Origin of the sequence: Pseudomonas sp. W2Jun17 (assembly GCF_023127795.1) — a bacterium.
In the GTDB taxonomy this organism is placed as follows: domain Bacteria; phylum Pseudomonadota; class Gammaproteobacteria; order Pseudomonadales; family Pseudomonadaceae; genus Aquipseudomonas; species Aquipseudomonas synxantha_A.
Window position 1 is genome coordinate 1 of record NZ_SPKO01000013.1, and the last position, 16,015, is coordinate 16,015.

A 16,015-nucleotide genomic window follows, 5' to 3' on the forward strand; every position below is an offset into this window, starting at 1 on the left:
CTCGGTCTAATCCAACATCCTGGTCGGCCCTGAGGCCGCCATCGGGAGCAAGTCGAATCGTCGCACCGCCCCTCCCACATGTTCACCGAGTCTGATCCAACAAATGATCAAGGCATCAAGCTCCTCAAAGCTGATAACTGAAACTCAGCGTATACCGTGGCCTGCGGTTAAAACTGTCCAGGGCGATATCCGACATCGGCTTGGCCGCCTCCAGGGCGATGTTGTAGTACTTGTTATCGCCAAAGCGTAACCCCACTGCCGCCGAAGACATGTCGCTGGCCTTGACCGGCAGGTCGTTGAACCAGGTCTTGGCGCGGTCGAGCACCACGTAGGGTTGCAAAACCTTCACCCAGTTGCCAGCACGGTTGAAGCTGTAGTTGACCTCGTACGCCACCCCCCAGCCCTTGTCGCCCGAGCCTTGATCATCAGGATAGCCACGCCCGAAATTTTGCCCGCCGAAGGTGGCACGTTCGCTGTCAGGCAGCGTGTTGTTGCTCCAGTACAACGCACCTGAGAGCACGCCTTGCCAGTTGTCGAAGAACTTGTCGCTTTGCACGCCGGAGAGGCGCAGGCGGAAGAAATCGAGGTCGGGTTTTGCCACGTCCAGGTCACTGCGCGCCTTGGCGCCCAAACCGTCGATGCCTTGGTACAGGCCGCCGCTGATGATGCGTAACCGGCGTGCGTCGGCCTTGCGCCAATCACCCTCGAAGGCGAGGGCGCGCAGGTTGGATTCGATGTCGAAACTCAGCGGGTAGCCCACCAGCTTGTAACGGGTGGTCTGGTCCACCACGTACAGGCGTGTGCCCAGGCTCAATGACTCGGTGGGAGAGGCGATAAACGGGTGGCTCAGGCCAATGGAATAGCGATCGATCGACTGGTGCGGCTTGAGCTCGAAGCCGCCGTCCAGTTGCACGCTGCTGTTGGGGTCGGCGCGGTAACGTTCGGCAGCGAGTGCCAGTTGGGTGCCTTCGGCATTGATGAACTGGTTGTAGTCCACACGGTAGTAATGCTCTTTGTCCTCGCCGGGCGGGAACAGGCCGCTGACGGTCAGTTGTTCGCCCATGAACGTTTGCGAATTGCTGGTGGCGCTGAGCAAGGCTTGCGTACCGCCACGGCTTTTCTGCACCAGGCTCATGCTGGTGGTGAAAGGTTTGCGGCTGGCCTGGATCTGCATGTGCGTGGCGCCATCGGTGGTGCCGGGCGGTGGCACCTGGGCTTGTACGGTCAGGCCGGGAATGCGGCTCATCAGCGTGGTGTAGCGCTCGAAGGTCTTGCGCGTCAGCGGGCGTTCGGCCAACAGTTTTTTCGCCAGTTTGTCGACGTAGGCCGACACCGAGCCGATGTCACCGGTTTGCTGGTAGTCCTTGATGTAACCCTCCACCAAAACAACGCGGACCAGGCCGTTTTCGAAATTCTGCTGTGGCAGGAACGCGTAGGACAACAGGTAGCCGTCCTCCTGGTAGCGGCGGGTGATGCCACGGGTTGCTTCGATCAATTGCGCGAGGTTGGTCTCGCGGCCAATCAGCGGTGCGTAGACTTGGGCCGTCTCGGTCAGCGGGTAAATGGTGCCGCCTTCGATCTGCAGCTTGCGAATGGTGACCTTGGTGTCCATCAACAGGGGCTGGCCGGCAGTCGGCGGTGTTTCAGGCACTTGGGTTTGTGGTGTGGCCGGTCGATAGGCATCGGCGGGCAGGTTGGGTACCGGCAAGGTGCGCACGGTGTCATTGCTGTTCAAAAAGCTGGGAAGGGGCTCGGCCTGGGCGTAAGCGCTGAGGGTTAGCATTAACAACGGCGTTAATACGCGCATAGGACACTCCATGGTCAACTGCAGCAGCGCTTCGGGCCCGCCGGGTTCTGGGACTCGGTTCGGGAGGGTGGCGGCTCATCACACAAGGCGTCGCCCATAAAAAAGACGAGAGACTTATTTAGGGTCTCTCGTCTCAACCAAGCGTAGGCGCTGTAGGGGAGGCCGTCTAATCGGCCAGGTGCATTTCTATTTACCGGTAAGGCCGTTCAACAAACCGCCCAGACCGCCAGTGGCTGTAGTGCCGCCGGTGGTTGTGGCAGTGCCTGTGGTCGTGGTGGTGGCGCCGATGTTCAAGCCACCGAGCAGGCCACCGCTGGTGCCGGTAGTGCCGCCGGTGACCAAGCCACCCACCGAACCTACAGTGTTGCCGACAGCCGTTACGGTGATGCCCACTGCGTTGGTGATCGGGTTTGCATTGGCGGCAGTCAGGTTGGTGCCTACGCTGCTGACTGCCCCTCCCACTTGCGTCACCAGCCCGTTGACCGGAGCGCCAACGCCAGTGGTAGTACCAATGTTTTGCGTCAGCGCGGTGACGCCGGATGTGACCGGGTTAAGCGCGGCGCCGACATTGGTTGCCACTGCCGCGACTGGTGCCGTGGCGCCTGTGTTGGCGACACCTGTACCACCCAGCACAGTCCCTACCGAAGCGATGGTGTTGCCCAGCGCGCCACCGGTTACACCCGCTGCACTGACCGTGCCGTTGGTGTTGCCGACATTCAGGCCGGTACCGACGTTGCTGACCAGGCCGCCGACCAGTTCTGGAATGCCGGGAGCTGCGGTGCCACCGGTTGGGGCGACATAGCCGCCAGACTTGTCGAGCGTGCCGCCAACGCCAGTCAGCACGCTGCCGACCACGGTAGTGACAGGGTTGCCGGTACCGCCAGTACTGGCGACTTGAGTCCCCAGGCTGGTGACCGTCGAGCCGACTTTATCCAGCAGGCCATTGACTGGAGTGCCCAGGCCGGTTGCCGTGCCAAGGTTGCCGGTGGTGTTTTCCACCAGCGATACCACAGGCACCACTACTTTGCCGCCGAGGGTGTTGGTCAACGAGCCCAATGGGCCGGTGGTGCTGGCGGTACTGAGGGTATCGCCGAGCATGGTTACCGTAGTGCCGACTTTATCCACTACGCCGCCGACTGCAGTGCCTACGCCACCTGTCAGGCCGCCGACGACGGGTACACCGCCGAGGGTGGTCGACAGTGATTGGCCGGTGGTCGAAAGGCCGCTGCCCAAGTCAGCAACGCCGCCGCCGACACCTGCGACCGTAATGCCCAGCGAGTTGCTGCTGGTCCCCAGGGAACCCAAGCCTGTTGTGACTCCGGTGCCGATGGTGTTGACAGCCGTGCCGACCGAGGTGACCAGCCCGCCTGCTGTTGTGCCTACGATCGGAACCGCGGTCAGGGTGCCGCCGAGATCACCCACCGCTGTGCCTACATTGCCTACGGTGGTGCCGAGGGTGCCGGCGATCTGGCCAGTGATCAGTGGGGTGGTTGTCGAACCTGTTCCGCCGCCAGTGCCACCACCCGTCCCGCCGGTGCCGCCACCTGTGCCGCCAGTACCACCGCCGGTCCCACCAGTGCCGCCTGTGCCGCCAGTGCCACCGCCGGTCCCACCAGTGCCGCCGCCTGTGCCGCCAGTGCCACCGCCGGTCCCACCAGTGCCACCGTCAGTGCCGCCCGTGCCGCCGCCGGTTCCACCAGTGCCACCGTCAGTGCCGCCGGTTCCGCCAGTCCCACCGTCAGTGCCGCCAGTACCGCCGCCAGTCCCGCCAGTGCCGCCACCCGTGCCGCCGTCACCTGTGCCCGCACCTGCACCAGCATCCGGCGATGACGCCGCCACGCTGGATTTATGCCCGCCGCCACCACTGCTGCAGCCGCCGAGGCTCATTGCCAGAATCAGGGCCAACGCGGTACTTGCTTTCCACAACACGACTTGAGTTTTCATGATTGAGTTCCTTGCACCTGGTACAACCTGGGTTGTTTCAAACCTTCGCTACTTCTTGGGGCAGCAATAGATTTGTCCGTGGTTCTATCTCAGGCCATGGCACTCTTTCGCACAACGCTCAACTTGGTATTAACAATTTATATACCCTAGGCATCGGTCAACTTAGCGACTAATACAAAGGGTGTATGGCAAGGATGCTTACTGAAATTTAGGTGATGTAAATCAAAAGGTTGAATAAATAAGCGGACCTCGTAAGGTCCGCTATAACTTTGGGTGTATATATACAATTAATCGGTTTTTTCAGGCGATCGGCTGCCACTTTCCGAACATATGCTCAATGCCGCCCGGCCCTTTAAGTTCCAACTCGCCACTGGAACCGGCTGCGCTGCTCATCAATATCACTTCACCGGGCAGGCGCACGGGTTTCCTGAACTCGACATTGATTTTAATATTGGCGGCCGGCAGGTGTTCTCCCAGCGCCGCGAGCGTGCGGGCCTTGTTCCACAGCCCATGGGCGATGGCTTGGGGAAAACCGAACAGCTTGGCCGTAGGCGCACTGAGATGGATGGGGTTGTAATCGCCGGACACGCGGGCATAGCGGCGACCGATATCGGTGGGCGCTTTCCAGCGGGTCAGTTCGTTGAGCGGCCCTGGGACGTGCACGCTGTTATTCAGCGATTCGCCTTCAAGCTTTACGCCACGACAGAGCATCTGGCTTTCGGCTTCCCATAGCAGTCCAAGGGCATCTTCGACCACGGTCGCAATGTCAAAGGTCGCGCCCTTGGCGTGGGGCTGTAGGTTGTGCGCGTACACACCGATGCTCAGCTCTCCCACGCCGCCCAGAGGCCGGTGAATGCGGATGCGATTGCTCAGGTGGACCAGCCCCAACAGCGGAAACGGAAACGCCTTGTCGGTCAGCAGTTGCAGTTGCAGACCGAACGCCAGGATGTGCGGGTAAGTCGCTGGCAGCATCGGGCTGTCGGTGAACCCGCAGACCTTGCGGTACGCCGCGACGGCCTTGGGATCGACGCTGACCCGACAGCGCCAGCCGCGTTCGGGCAACGTGCTGCCGGTGATCTTGCGCTTGAGTGCCGCACGCCAGTACAGCGGGAGTAGCGACGGTGTGCTGTCCAAGGTTTGCCATTGCATGCTTATGCTCCCAGAAGACTTTGCCCACACACACGCAGCGCCTGGCCGCTGACGGCACCGGAGCCCGGCTGGCCGAGCCAGGCCACGGCTTCGGCCACGTCCTGTGGCATGCCACCCTGGCCAAGCGAACTCATGCGTCGCCCGGCCTCACGCAGGGCAAACGGGATGTGTGCGGTCATCTGGGTTTCGATAAAGCCCGGCGCCACGGCGTTGATGCTGATCCCGCGTTGCTTCAAAAGGGGCGCCCATGCCTAGGCCAGGCCGATCAAACCGGCCTTGCTCGCGGCATAGTTGGTTTGCCCACGATTGCCGGCGATGCCACTGATGGAGGCCAGCAGCACGACCCGTGCGTTGTCGTGCAGAGTGCCGCTGTCGAGCAGGGCCTTGGTCAGCACTTGCGGAGCATTGAGATTCACCGCCAGCACTGCGTCCCAGTATTCGGGCGTCATGTTGGCCAGGGTTTTGTCACGGGTGATGCCGGCGTTGTGCACCAGGATATCGAGCCCGTCGGGCAAGTGTTCGACCAACTGGCTGGCGGCGTCTTCGGCGCAGATATCCAGCACCACCGTACGCGCATTCAGGCGTGCGGCCAGGGCTTCGAGGTCGGCCTTGGCCTGGGGCACATCGAGCAAAATCACCTCGGCACCGTCGCGGGCCAGGGTTTCGGCGATGGACGCACCGATGCCCCGGGCGGCGCCAGTGACCAGCGCCTTGCGCCCCGCCAGCGGGCGCGTCCAGTCTTCGACCGGGGTGTCGCAGGCTGACAGGCGAATGACTTGGCCAGAAATGTAAGCGCTTTTGGGCGAGAGGAAAAACCGCAGCGCGCCCTCTAATTGGTCCTCGGCCCCGTCACCCACATACAGCAACTGCAACACGCCACCGCTGCGCAGTTCCTTGGCCAGCGAGCGGCTGAAGCCTTCCAGGGCGCGCTGGGCGCTGGCGGCAAACGGGTCGCTGAGGCTTTCCGGCGCACGGCCGAGGATCACCAGGTGCGCGCTATGGTCTAGGTTTTTCAGCAATGGCTGGAAGAACTCACGCAGTTGCTTGAGTTGGTCGGTGTGCTTCAAGTCACTGGCGTCGAACACCACCGCCTTGAGCTTGGGGCCGTGCCCGGGAATCCACACGGATGCCGTCGAGGCTTCTGCGCCGTAGCTGTAGATGGCGTCGGTGAGCCGATTGGCAAACGCCAGCACCTTGCTCGTCAATGCGCCGCCGCCCAGCAACAGTGCGCCTTCGACCGGGCGCAGGCGTCCGGCTTGCCAGCGTTCCAAGCGTACCGGTGACGGCAGGCCAATGGCGGCGACCAGGCGATGGCCGAGGCTTGAGTTGGCGAAGTCGATATAACGGTCAGACATGGAACGCTCTCCGAAGGCTGGGGTTCAAAGGGTTGACCATCCCAGGGTAGCAGTCGTTCGACTAGGCTCAGTGATCAAGCCCATAACCGACAGAGGGAGCTTTTCATGACTCAATTGCGCCGAGTGGCGATCATTGGCGGTAACCGCATTCCTTTCGCCCGTTCCAATGGCCCTTACGCCACGGCGAGTAACCAGGCGATGCTCACGGCCGCCCTGGAGGGTCTGATCGAGCGCTACAACCTGCATGGCCTGCGCATGGGCGAGGTGGCCGCCGGCGCGGTGCTCAAGCATTCCCGCGATTTCAACCTGACGCGCGAATGCGTGCTCGGCTCGCGGTTGTCGCCGCAGACCCCCGCGTACGACATCCAGCAAGCCTGTGGCACCGGTCTGGAAGCGGCGTTGCTGGTAGCCAACAAAATCGCGCTGGGCCAGATCGAATGCGGCATTGCCGGCGGGGTGGACACCACGTCCGATGCACCGATTGGCGTGAATGAAGGGCTACGCAAGCTGCTGCTCAAAGCCAACCGCAGCAAATCCATGGCAGACAAATTAAAAATTCTGTTACAACTTCGTCCCCAGCACCTCAAGCCGGAACTGCCGCGCAATGGCGAACCGCGCACTGGGCTGTCCATGGGCCAACACTGCGAACTGATGGCCCAGACCTGGCAGATCCCGCGTGCCGACCAAGACCAGCTGGCGCTGGAGAGTCATCAAAAGATGGCCGCGTCTTACGCCGAAGGCTGGCACAACGATTTGCTCACGCCGTTTCTCGGCCTCACCCGTGACAACAACCTGCGCCCGGACCTGACCCTGGAAAAACTCGCCGCCCTCAAGCCGGCCTTCGAGCGTAGCGAAAAGGGCACGCTGACCGCCGGCAACTCTACGCCGCTGACCGATGGTGCCTCCCTGGTGCTGCTGGGCAGTGAAGCGTGGGCCAAGGAGCGGGGGCTGCCGATCCTTGCGTACCTGCGTGATGGCGAAGCGGCGGCGGTGGATTTCGTCAACGGTGCCGATGGCCTGTTGATGGCGCCGGTGTATGCGGTGCCGCGCTTGCTGGCCCGCAATGGCCTGACCTTGCAGGATTTTGATTACTACGAGATCCACGAAGCCTTTGCTGCCCAGGTGTTGTGCACGCTCAAGGCGTGGGAAGACGCCGATTACTGCAAGACGCGCCTGGGCCTGGATGCTCCGTTGGGGGCTATCGATCGCAGCCGGCTCAACGTCAAGGGCAGTTCTTTGGCGGCAGGCCATCCATTTGCCGCTACCGGCGGGCGCATCGTTGCCAACCTCGCCAAGTTGCTGGATGCGGCGGGCAAAGGGCGGGGGTTGATTTCGATCTGTGCTGCTGGCGGCCAAGGGGTGACAGCGATTATCGAACGCTGATTGCCAAAAAAATTGGCCCATTGCATGCATTCTGAAGGGGTCAGAGGTCGGTAGCCTCTCCCACCGGCGAGCTGATTGCCGTATAACGAGTGCCACACGCGTGTTTGGTAATACAGGACCCACAATAAAAGCTGATGAAGACTCCTAAACGCATTGAACCCCTGATCGAAGACGGTCTGGTCGACGAAGTGCTGCGCCCACTCATGAGTGGTAAAGAAGCAGCTGTTTATGTGGTGCGCTGCGGCAACGAATTGCGTTGCGCGAAGGTTTACAAGGAGGCGAACAAACGAAGTTTTCGTCAGGCGGCCGAATACCAGGAAGGCCGAAAGGTCCGTAACAGCCGCCAGGCCCGGGCCATGGCCAAGGGCTCCAAGTTCGGCAAGAAAGAAACCGAAGATGCCTGGCAGAACGCCGAAGTGGCGGCGCTGTTCCGCCTCGCCGGTGCGGGCGTTCGCGTGCCCAAGCCGTACGACTTCCTTGAAGGCGTGCTGTTGATGGAGCTAGTGGCCGACGAGTACGGTGATGCAGCGCCGCGCCTGAATGACGTGGTGCTGGAGCCAGACCAGGCGCGCGAGTACCACGCCTTTCTGATCTCGCAGATCGTGCTGATGTTGTGCACCGGCCTGGTGCATGGTGACCTGTCCGAGTTCAACGTACTGCTTACGCCGACGGGCCCGGTGATCATCGACCTGCCCCAGGCAGTGGATGCGGCGGGCAACAACCACGCCTTCAACATGCTGGAGCGGGACGTGGGCAACATGGCTTCCTACTTTGGACGCTTTGCCCCGGAGCTGAAGAAGACCAAGTACGCCAAGGAAATGTGGGCGCTATACGAAGCCGGCACCTTGCACCCGGCCAGTGTGTTGACCGGTGAGTTCGACGAACCGGAAGAGCTGGCGGACGTAGGCGGTGTGATCCGCGAAATCGAAGCGGCGCGGCTGGATGAAGAGCGTCGCCAGGCGATTCGCGCGGCAGACGATGCGCCACCGAGCAAAGTGCCGGACGAGCCACCGCCGCCGCCTTGGATGCAGTAACTCAAAACGGCGCGTTCCAATGTGGGAGCTGGCTTGCCTGCGATGCAGACCCCTTGGTGTATCAGTGACACCGAGGTGATGCTATCGCAGGCAAGCCAGCTCCCACATTGGGTTTTGTGTTTATACGGTCAGGCGCAGCAGTTCCCCGCCGCCAACTCCTTGAGTATCGGGCAATCGGGCCGATGATCGCCCTGGCAGTGTTCCATCAGGTCCTGCAGGGTGTCGCGCAGTTGCCCCAACTCGCGAATCTTGTGGTTGAGCTCGTCTATGTGCTGGCGCGCCAGGGCTTTTACGTCGGCGCTGGCCCGCTGCCGGTCTTCCCACAAGGTCAGCAGCTTGCCGACCTCTTCCAATGAAAACCCCAGGTCCCGCGAGCGCTTGATAAACGTCAGGGTGTGCAGGTCGTCGTGGCCATACACACGGTAGCCGCTATCGGTGCGATGGGCCGTTTTCAGCAGGCCGATGGATTCGTAGTAGCGAATCATCTTTGCACTCAGCCCGCTGGTGCGGGCGGCTTGGCCGATGTTCATGGGCGTTGATCCTCCAGGTCCTTGGGTTTCCAGGTTTTCAACAGCAGTGCATTGCTCACCACGCTGACGCTGGACAAGGCCATGGCAGCCCCAGCCAGTACCGGGTTGAGCAGGCCGAAGGCGGCCAGGGGAATGCCGATCAAGTTATACACAAAGGCCCAGAACAGATTCTGTCGAATTTTTGCATAGGTCTTGCGGCTGATCTCCAGCGCGGCCGGCACCAGGCGCGGGTCGCCGCGCATCAGGGTGATGCCGGCGGCGTGCATGGCCACGTCGGTGCCGCCGCCCATGGCAATGCCGATATCGGCAGCGGCCAGCGCCGGGGCATCATTGATACCGTCGCCCACCATGGCCACCACCCCGGTTTTTTTCAGCTCGGCAACGGCGGCAGCTTTGTAAGCCGGCAGCACTTCGGCGTGCACGTCATCGATCCCCAACGCCTGCGCAACGACCCGTGCACTGCCGTGGTTATCGCCGGTAATCAGGTGGCTGCTGATGTGCTGCGCCTTGAGTTGTTGCACCGCCTCAAGTGCGCCGGGCTTGAGGGTGTCGCCAAACGCAAACAGGCCCAGCACACGCGGTTGCGCACCTTGCTCGATCAGCCAGGACAAGGTGCGGCCTTCGGCTTCCCATTCCTTGGCACGCTGAGCCAAATCGCCTGCGTCCAGACCGGTTTCCTCCAGCAGGCGTCGATTGCCAAGCGCCAGTGGGCGACCGTCCAGCGTACCGGCAATGCCGCGTCCGGTCAGGGATTGGCTGGCGCTCACATCGGCCACGTCCAGACCTTTCTCTTGGCAGGCATCCAGCACGGCCTTGGCCAGCGGGTGTTCACTGCCGCGTTGCAAGGCGCCGGCCTGTTGCAATAAGAGGGATTCATCGCCGTCCACCGCCGCCAGATGCGCAATTTTTGGCGCGCCGGAGGTCAGGGTGCCGGTCTTGTCGAACACTACGGCGCTCACGGCATGGGCGCGTTCCAGGGCTTCGGCATCCTTGATCAGAATACCGTGGCGTGCTGCGACGCCGGTGCCGGCCATGATCGCGGTCGGCGTGGCCAGGCCCAGGGCACAAGGGCAGGCGATCACCAGCACGGCGACCGCATTGATGATCGCGGTTTCCAGCGATGCGCCATACAACCACCAGCCCACTACGGTGATCAGTGCCAATACCAACACGGCCGGTACGAACACCTGGCTGACTTTATCCACCAGTTTCTGGATCGGTGCCTTGGCGGCCTGGGCGTCTTCGACCAGGCGGATGATGCGCGCCAGCACGCTCTCCGCGCCCAGGGCCAGGGTGCGCACCAGCAAACGGCCTTCACCGTTGATGGCGCCACCGGTGACCGGGTCGCCGGGCTGTTTCGGCACCGGCAGGCTTTCGCCGCTGATCAGCGCTTCATCGGCATGGCTTTGGCCTTCCACCACCTCGCCGTCTACCGGGAAGCGTTCGCCGGGTTTGACCAGCACCAGGTCACCGTGCTTCAAGGCATTGATCGCGACGTCTTCTTCGCGGCCATCCAGCACGCGGATCGCCCGTTCCGGACGCAAGGCTTCAAGGGCGCGGATGGCGCTGGCGGTCTGGCGCTTGGCGCGGCTTTCCAGGTATTTGCCCAGCAACACCAGAGCGATGACCACCGCTGAGGCTTCGAAGTACAGGTGCGGCGTCACGCCTGGGGCGGCGGTGAGCCATTCATAGATACTCAGGCCGTAGCCGGCGCTGGTGCCGATCGCCACCAGCAGGTCCATATTGCCGGCGCCGGCGCGTACGGCTTTCCACGCGGCGACGTAAAAGCGCGCACCCAGAATAAATTGCACCGGTGTAGCCAGGGCAAACTGTATCCAGGCCGGGAGCATCCAGTGCAGGCCGAAGGGTTCTACCAGCATCGGCAGCACCAGGGGCAGCGCCAGCACAATCCCCGCCACCAGCGCCCAGCGTTCGCGGCGCAGGCGCCCGGCCTGGTCGGCTTCGGTGGCGGTTTCGCTTTGTGGCAGGGTGGCGGTGTAGCCGGCCTTGTCGACTGCGGCGATCAACACGCTGGCATCCATCGGGCCGAGCACTTCGATATGGGCGCGTTCGTTGGCCAGGTTGACGCTCACGCGTTGCACCCCCGGCACCTTGCCCAGCGCGCGTTCGACGCGGCCGGCACAGCTGGCGCAGGTCATGCCGCCGATGGGCAAGTCAAATGTGGTGGATCCATTCATGGGGCAGTCCTCCAGAAGAAGTTGCCACTAGGATCAACCTTAACCTGTGGGGAAGGTCAAGCGTCTTCAGTATTCCAATGCGGCAGGTTTGAGGTACATGCCGTCCTGGCCCTGGGCAATACGCAATTTGCGGACATCACCGGCTTTCAACGTAATGTTCTGCGCCGCTGGCGCCAGCATCCCTGGCTGGCAGCCCGGGGACTGGCCTGGCAATAGCTTGAGGCGCAGCGACACGTTACCTGCGGGCAGATTGAACGAGGTGGCTTGTTCCTGGAACAGGCGTCCGGCCAGTTGGTCCTGAAGATACAGGCCAATTTCGCAATTGGTGGGTACTTCCAGGCGTTCGCGGGAAATGATCAGCACCGCATAATCTTCAGCGGCGAGAGCCTGGGGCGCAGCGGCAGACAAGCTCATCAGGCCGGCAAGGGCAAAAAACGACCAGCGCATGGCGAATGCTCCATGGTTCACAGCGAGGAAAGTTGAAGCTTGGCCGACGTCGCCTGCGAATACCAGCCCGGCCGATTTTTTTGAAACTTGACCTTGCCATCATGGCAAGCTTGAGACTGGGTTCAACCTCATCAAAGGAGTCATGTCATGCAAATATTCAATGTTGAAGGAATGACCTGCGGCCATTGCGTTCGATCAGTGACCCAGGCGGTACAGAGCCAGGACCCGGCAGCGAGTGTCGAAGTAGATTTGGGCGCTAAAGAAGTGCGCGTGGCAAGCAGTCTGCCCTCGGATAAGGTCATCCAACTGATCACCGAGGAGGGCTACACCGCCAAACTGGCGTGATTTTTTCTGATCGTTAGCGACCTAACGTAATGTTCACGGCACCCAAGCGCGGCTAGACTGTCGAGCTGCCGACTCACTTGGGTGTCTGATGAACCTTCGCATAATCCTGATTCTGGGCGCCTTGAGCGCCTTCGCGCCGTTGGCGATCGACTTCTACCTGCCGGGCTTTCCTGCCATGGCCACGGCCTTTGCCACTGACGAAAAACATATCCAGTTAACCTTGGCGGTGTATTTCGCCGGCCTGGCTATCGGTCAATTGATCTACGGCCCGCTGGCTGACCGTTTCGGTCGGCGCGTGCCGCTGCTCAGCGGCGTCACCTTGTTTACTCTCGCATCCTTCGCCTGTGCCTACGCGCCGTCGCTGGAGTGGCTGATCGGCGCGCGTTTCGTGCAGGCCCTTGGCGGTTGTGCGGGCATGGTGATTTCCCGGGCGGTGGTCAGTGACAAGTGCGACGCGGTGGGCTCGGCCAAGGTGTATTCGCAACTGATGCTGGTCACCGGCCTGGCGCCGATCCTTGCGCCATTGGCGGGTGGGCTGATGGTCGGGGTGTGGGGCTGGCAGTCGATTTTCCTGGCACTGTCGTTGTTCAGCGTGATGGCGGCTATCGCCGTGGCAGTCGGGTTGCCGGAAACCTTCCCGGCCGATCAGCCGCGCCAGCCATTGTCTGGTTCGTTGCGCCGCTACGGCTCGCTGTTGTCGGACCGCGTGTACCTGGGCTATGCCTTGACTGGCGGCATCTCGATTGCCGGGATGTTTGCCTACATCGCCGGCTCCCCCTTCGTATTTATCAAACTCTACGGCGTGCCTGCCGAGCATTACGGCTGGCTGTTCGGTTCCAACGCAGCCGGCTTTATCCTGGTGGCGCAGTTGAATGCGCGGTTGCTGGCCAAGCGTGGCCCGGCGTTTTTGCTGTCGCGTACGGTGTGGGTCTACGTGGCGGCAGCGTTGACGCTGCTGGGGATTGCCGCGCTGCGTACTGAGGCGCTGTGGCCGTTGCTGGTGCCGCTGTTTATCTGCATCGCCAGCCTGGGCTGCATTTTGCCGAACACCTCGGCCTGTGCCATGAGCGGGCAAGGCGCACGGGCGGGCAGTGCCTCGGCGTTGCTCGGGTGTATCCAGTTCGGCGTGGCGGCGGGTGCGGCGTCGCTGGTCGGCGTGTTGCATGATGGTACGGCGATGCCGATGGCCATGGTCATCAGCTTGTGCGGCGTGCTGGCGGTAACGATTGCAATGTCGACCCAGCGCCTGCAACGGGCAAGGGCCACGCAGGCGCAGGTCTGATAGACGGGTCAGCCAGCGGCAGAGCGCTGCTGGACGAGGGGGAAACGGTGGGGGGCCTGTATCCGCGCTTGCAGGGTGTCAACGAAGGCGCGGGCCTCGGCTTCACTGCGGAAGGTGATGGCTTCGCCGTCGAGACGAACCTGCCATTGGCTACCTGGGGATTTTGCTGACGCTTTTATCAGGATCTTCATTGCTGACTTCCTCGCGTAAAAGACTCGTGGCAAAGGCGGCCAATATAAACCCGAATCCCCTTAAAAATATGACAAGGGTCAACTCTCAGACTAATGGTGTCGTCCATTACTTACATGAATAACGGACGACACTGACAGTCGTTTTTTCAGAACCCTTCCAGCACGATCTTGCCCTTGGCCTTGCCGCTTTCCAGCAGCGCGTGGGCACGGCGCACATTGGCTGCATTGATCACACCGAAATGCTCGCCCACCGTGGTTTTCAGGGTGCCGGCGTCGATCAGATCGGCCACGCGGTTAAGCAGGTTGTGCTGCTCGATCATGTCGGGGGTCTCGAACATCGAGCGGGTGTACATGAACTCCCAGTGCAGCGACAGGCTCTTGCGCTTGAGCTTGCTTACATCCAGCGCCTTGGGGTCGTCGATCAACGCCAGCTTGCCTTGGGGTTGCAGCGCTTCCACCAGTTGATCCAGGTGATGCTCGGTTTGGGTCAGGCTGGCGACGTGGGTCACTTGCCCAAGGCCTGCCTGTTTTAGCGCTTCGCTCAGCGGCTGGCTGTGGTCGATCACTACGTGGGCGCCCAAGGCTTTGGCCCATTCCTGAGTCTCGGGGCGCGAGGCGGTACCGATGACTTTCAGCGCCGTGAGTTGGTTGGCCAGTTGGGTCAGGATCGACCCCACGCCGCCGGCAGCGCCGACGATCAGCAGGCTCTGGCCGTGATCTTCCTTGCCTTCGGGTATTTGCAAACGTTCAAACAGCAGCTCCCACGCGGTGATAGCGGTCAACGGCAGCGCGGCCGCTTCGGCAAACCCCAGGCTTTTGGGCATATGGCCGACGATGCGTTCATCGACCGTATGCAGTTCGCTGTTGCCGCCTGGGCGCACCAGGGAGCCGGCGTAGAACACCTTGTCACCGGCTTTGAACAGCGTCACATCGCTGCCGACCGCCTTGACCACACCGGCCACGTCCCAGCCCAACACCTTGGCGTCGCCATTTTCCGGGGCGACGTTGTGGCGCACCTTGGTGTCCACCGGGTTGACCGAGATGGCTTTGACTTCCACCAGCAGGTCGCGCGGGCCGGCCACGGGCTCCGGCAGCTCTATATCTTGCAGGGATTTTGGGTCGTTGATCGGCAATGACGTGTAGTAGGCAATGGCTTTCATGAGGGCTCCGGTAAAAGGTCTGAGTGATATAGCTAAGAACGGGATGGGCAGATGATTGGCTATTTCCTACGCAGATAAAAGCGGCTAAAACAGCAGTCTGTTTCAACCAAATTTTGATAATTGGCGGAATTCCATGCTGCGTTTTGATGATTTGCAGTTGTTTGTACGTGCTGCGGACCTGGGCAGCCTGTCGGCGGCGGCACGGGTGATGGACCTGTCACCGGCAGTGGCCAGCGCCGCGCTCAAGCGTATCGAACAACAGCTGGGCACGCGTTTGCTGGCGCGCTCCACCCGCAGCCTGCGCCTGACTGCCGAAGGCGAGGGCTTCCTGGAATATGCGCGTGCGTCATTAAGTGCGCTGGACGATGGCCGGCGCTTATTGGCCAGTGGCCAGGATCATGTGAGCGGCGTGCTGCAATTGTCGGCGCCGTCGGATTTTGGTCGCAACCAGCTGTTGCCGTGGCTGGATGAGTTCCAGCAGCAACACCCGCAACTGAACGTGCGCCTGTTGCTGGGCGATCGCATTGCCGACCTGTTCCGCCAGCCAGTGGACATAGCCCTGCGCTATGGTGAACCCGAAGATTCCAGCCTGGTGGCTCTGCCCATCGCCCCGGACAATATTCGTGTGCTGTGCGCCGCGCCGAGCTACCTCGCCCGGCATGGCGAACCCCAGCATCTGGAGCAACTGGCCCAGCACAATTGCCTGCTGTACATGCTAGGCAGCCGGGTGCATGACCATTGGGGGTTTTATGACGGCAAGCGCCACGTGAGCCTGACAGTCAGTGGTGACCGGTTCAGTGATGACGCCGATGTGGTGCGGCGCTGGGCGGTGGCGGGCATGGGCATCGCTTACAAATCCTGGTTGGATATCAGCACCGACGTGCTGGCCGGGCGCTTGCGTTTGATCCTGCCGCAGTTGCAGGGCGAGCGCACACCGCTCAACTTGCTATGTGCCCATCGTGCGCAATTGAGCAAACCCATCAATCTGCTGCGGGAGATGCTCGTGTCCCGCTGTGCGACCTTGACGGCGCAACGACCGGGGCGAACGGCGACTGGGCAATAGCCTGCGTAATGATCGGAAATTTCACTCATACCCTGTCCTGATCCGAGCTGTCGGAGGCCGCGGAACCTGCTGCGTGCGCACCTATACTTTGGCGTCAACCGCAGCAGAAAAATGGTCTTACAGGGAG

General features: G+C 61.8%; 13 protein-coding genes and 1 pseudogene. 5 read left to right on the top strand and 9 right to left on the bottom strand.

All coding sequences use genetic code 11. The annotated features are described in order from the left end of the window. Positions 1-124: 124 nt before the first annotated feature. From E4O98_RS10155 to E4O98_RS10170, 4 genes and pseudogenes are all read right to left on the bottom strand, one after another. Positions 125-1,807: a POTRA domain-containing protein gene (locus E4O98_RS10155; RefSeq protein WP_078820198.1), complete on the bottom strand. Its 1,683-nt coding sequence runs from the start codon at positions 1,805-1,807 to the stop codon at positions 125-127. Between the two features lie 186 nt (positions 1,808-1,993). Further along, a complete protein-coding gene (locus E4O98_RS10160; RefSeq protein ID WP_248134899.1) occupies positions 1,994-3,751 on the bottom strand; it encodes a collagen-like triple helix repeat-containing protein in 1,758 nt (585 codons plus the stop codon). Positions 3,752-4,051: 300 nt separating this feature from the next. Next, positions 4,052-4,900 (bottom strand): MaoC family dehydratase, encoded by an 849-nt coding sequence (locus E4O98_RS10165; protein WP_248134901.1) that lies wholly within the window; start codon positions 4,898-4,900, stop codon positions 4,052-4,054. A 2-nt stretch (positions 4,901-4,902) separates the two neighbouring features. Then, a pseudogene (locus E4O98_RS10170) lies at positions 4,903-6,255 on the bottom strand (3-oxoacyl-ACP reductase). Between the two features lie 105 nt (positions 6,256-6,360). On the opposite strand from E4O98_RS10170, the gene E4O98_RS10175 reads away from it, so the two are divergent. Continuing rightward, entirely contained in the window at positions 6,361-7,638 is a 1,278-nt protein-coding gene (locus E4O98_RS10175) for an acetyl-CoA C-acetyltransferase (RefSeq protein WP_248134903.1), read from the top strand. A gap of 134 nt (positions 7,639-7,772) precedes the next feature. Then, positions 7,773-8,672, top strand: a complete 900-nt coding sequence (locus E4O98_RS10180; protein WP_005784460.1) for a PA4780 family RIO1-like protein kinase — start codon at positions 7,773-7,775, stop codon at positions 8,670-8,672. 128 nt (positions 8,673-8,800) lie between these two features. Here the strand turns inward: E4O98_RS10180 and cueR are convergent, their stop codons facing one another. The 3 genes from cueR to E4O98_RS10195 form a co-directional block, all read right to left on the bottom strand. Next, on the bottom strand, positions 8,801-9,202 hold the full coding sequence (gene cueR, locus E4O98_RS10185) for a Cu(I)-responsive transcriptional regulator (RefSeq protein ID WP_003188242.1): 402 nt from the start codon (positions 9,200-9,202) through the stop codon (positions 8,801-8,803). Further along, positions 9,199-11,400: a heavy metal translocating P-type ATPase gene (locus E4O98_RS10190; RefSeq protein WP_248134905.1), complete on the bottom strand. Its 2,202-nt coding sequence runs from the start codon at positions 11,398-11,400 to the stop codon at positions 9,199-9,201. The genes cueR and E4O98_RS10190 overlap by 4 nt, the downstream gene beginning before the upstream one ends. 66 nt (positions 11,401-11,466) lie before the next feature. After that, positions 11,467-11,847 (bottom strand): hypothetical protein, encoded by a 381-nt coding sequence (locus E4O98_RS10195; protein WP_032878074.1) that lies wholly within the window; start codon positions 11,845-11,847, stop codon positions 11,467-11,469. Between the two features lie 147 nt (positions 11,848-11,994). Here E4O98_RS10195 and E4O98_RS10200 point away from each other — a divergent pair, with 147 nt between their 5' ends. Both E4O98_RS10200 and E4O98_RS10205 read left to right on the top strand, forming a co-directional pair. Continuing rightward, positions 11,995-12,192, top strand: a complete 198-nt coding sequence (locus E4O98_RS10200) for a cation transporter (protein WP_057010836.1) — start codon at positions 11,995-11,997, stop codon at positions 12,190-12,192. Between the two features lie 88 nt (positions 12,193-12,280). Continuing rightward, positions 12,281-13,474, top strand: coding sequence for a multidrug effflux MFS transporter (locus E4O98_RS10205; protein WP_032878072.1), 1,194 nt, complete (start codon positions 12,281-12,283; stop codon positions 13,472-13,474). An 8-nt stretch (positions 13,475-13,482) separates the two neighbouring features. On the opposite strand, the gene E4O98_RS10210 is transcribed toward E4O98_RS10205, so the two are convergent. Next, positions 13,483-13,665, bottom strand: coding sequence for a hypothetical protein (locus E4O98_RS10210; protein ID WP_032878071.1), 183 nt, complete (start codon positions 13,663-13,665; stop codon positions 13,483-13,485). 146 nt (positions 13,666-13,811) lie between these two features. Then, entirely contained in the window at positions 13,812-14,825 is a 1,014-nt protein-coding gene (locus E4O98_RS10215; protein ID WP_005784471.1) for a zinc-binding alcohol dehydrogenase family protein, read from the bottom strand. Positions 14,826-14,958: 133 nt separating this feature from the next. Between E4O98_RS10215 and E4O98_RS10220 the strand changes: the two genes are divergently transcribed. After that, entirely contained in the window at positions 14,959-15,888 is a 930-nt protein-coding gene (locus E4O98_RS10220) for a LysR family transcriptional regulator (protein ID WP_032878069.1), read from the top strand. Positions 15,889-16,015 lie beyond the last annotated feature (127 nt).

What these genes read in the sequence shown, in the direction of transcription:
- E4O98_RS10155 (WP_078820198.1), bottom strand. Translation starts at nt 1,807, where the DNA reads ATGCGCGTATTAACGCCGTTGTTAATGCTAACCCTCAGCGCTTACGCC.
- E4O98_RS10160 (WP_248134899.1), bottom strand. Translation starts at nt 3,751, where the DNA reads ATGAAAACTCAAGTCGTGTTGTGGAAAGCAAGTACCGCGTTGGCCCTG.
- E4O98_RS10165 (WP_248134901.1), bottom strand. Translation starts at nt 4,900, where the DNA reads ATGCAATGGCAAACCTTGGACAGCACACCGTCGCTACTCCCGCTGTAC.
- E4O98_RS10175 (WP_248134903.1), top strand. Translation starts at nt 6,361, where the DNA reads ATGACTCAATTGCGCCGAGTGGCGATCATTGGCGGTAACCGCATTCCT.
- E4O98_RS10180 (WP_005784460.1), top strand. Translation starts at nt 7,773, where the DNA reads ATGAAGACTCCTAAACGCATTGAACCCCTGATCGAAGACGGTCTGGTC.
- cueR (WP_003188242.1), bottom strand. Translation starts at nt 9,202, where the DNA reads ATGAACATCGGCCAAGCCGCCCGCACCAGCGGGCTGAGTGCAAAGATG.
- E4O98_RS10190 (WP_248134905.1), bottom strand. Translation starts at nt 11,400, where the DNA reads ATGAATGGATCCACCACATTTGACTTGCCCATCGGCGGCATGACCTGC.
- E4O98_RS10195 (WP_032878074.1), bottom strand. Translation starts at nt 11,847, where the DNA reads ATGCGCTGGTCGTTTTTTGCCCTTGCCGGCCTGATGAGCTTGTCTGCC.
- E4O98_RS10200 (WP_057010836.1), top strand. Translation starts at nt 11,995, where the DNA reads ATGCAAATATTCAATGTTGAAGGAATGACCTGCGGCCATTGCGTTCGA.
- E4O98_RS10205 (WP_032878072.1), top strand. Translation starts at nt 12,281, where the DNA reads ATGAACCTTCGCATAATCCTGATTCTGGGCGCCTTGAGCGCCTTCGCG.
- E4O98_RS10210 (WP_032878071.1), bottom strand. Translation starts at nt 13,665, where the DNA reads ATGAAGATCCTGATAAAAGCGTCAGCAAAATCCCCAGGTAGCCAATGG.
- E4O98_RS10215 (WP_005784471.1), bottom strand. Translation starts at nt 14,825, where the DNA reads ATGAAAGCCATTGCCTACTACACGTCATTGCCGATCAACGACCCAAAA.
- E4O98_RS10220 (WP_032878069.1), top strand. Translation starts at nt 14,959, where the DNA reads ATGCTGCGTTTTGATGATTTGCAGTTGTTTGTACGTGCTGCGGACCTG.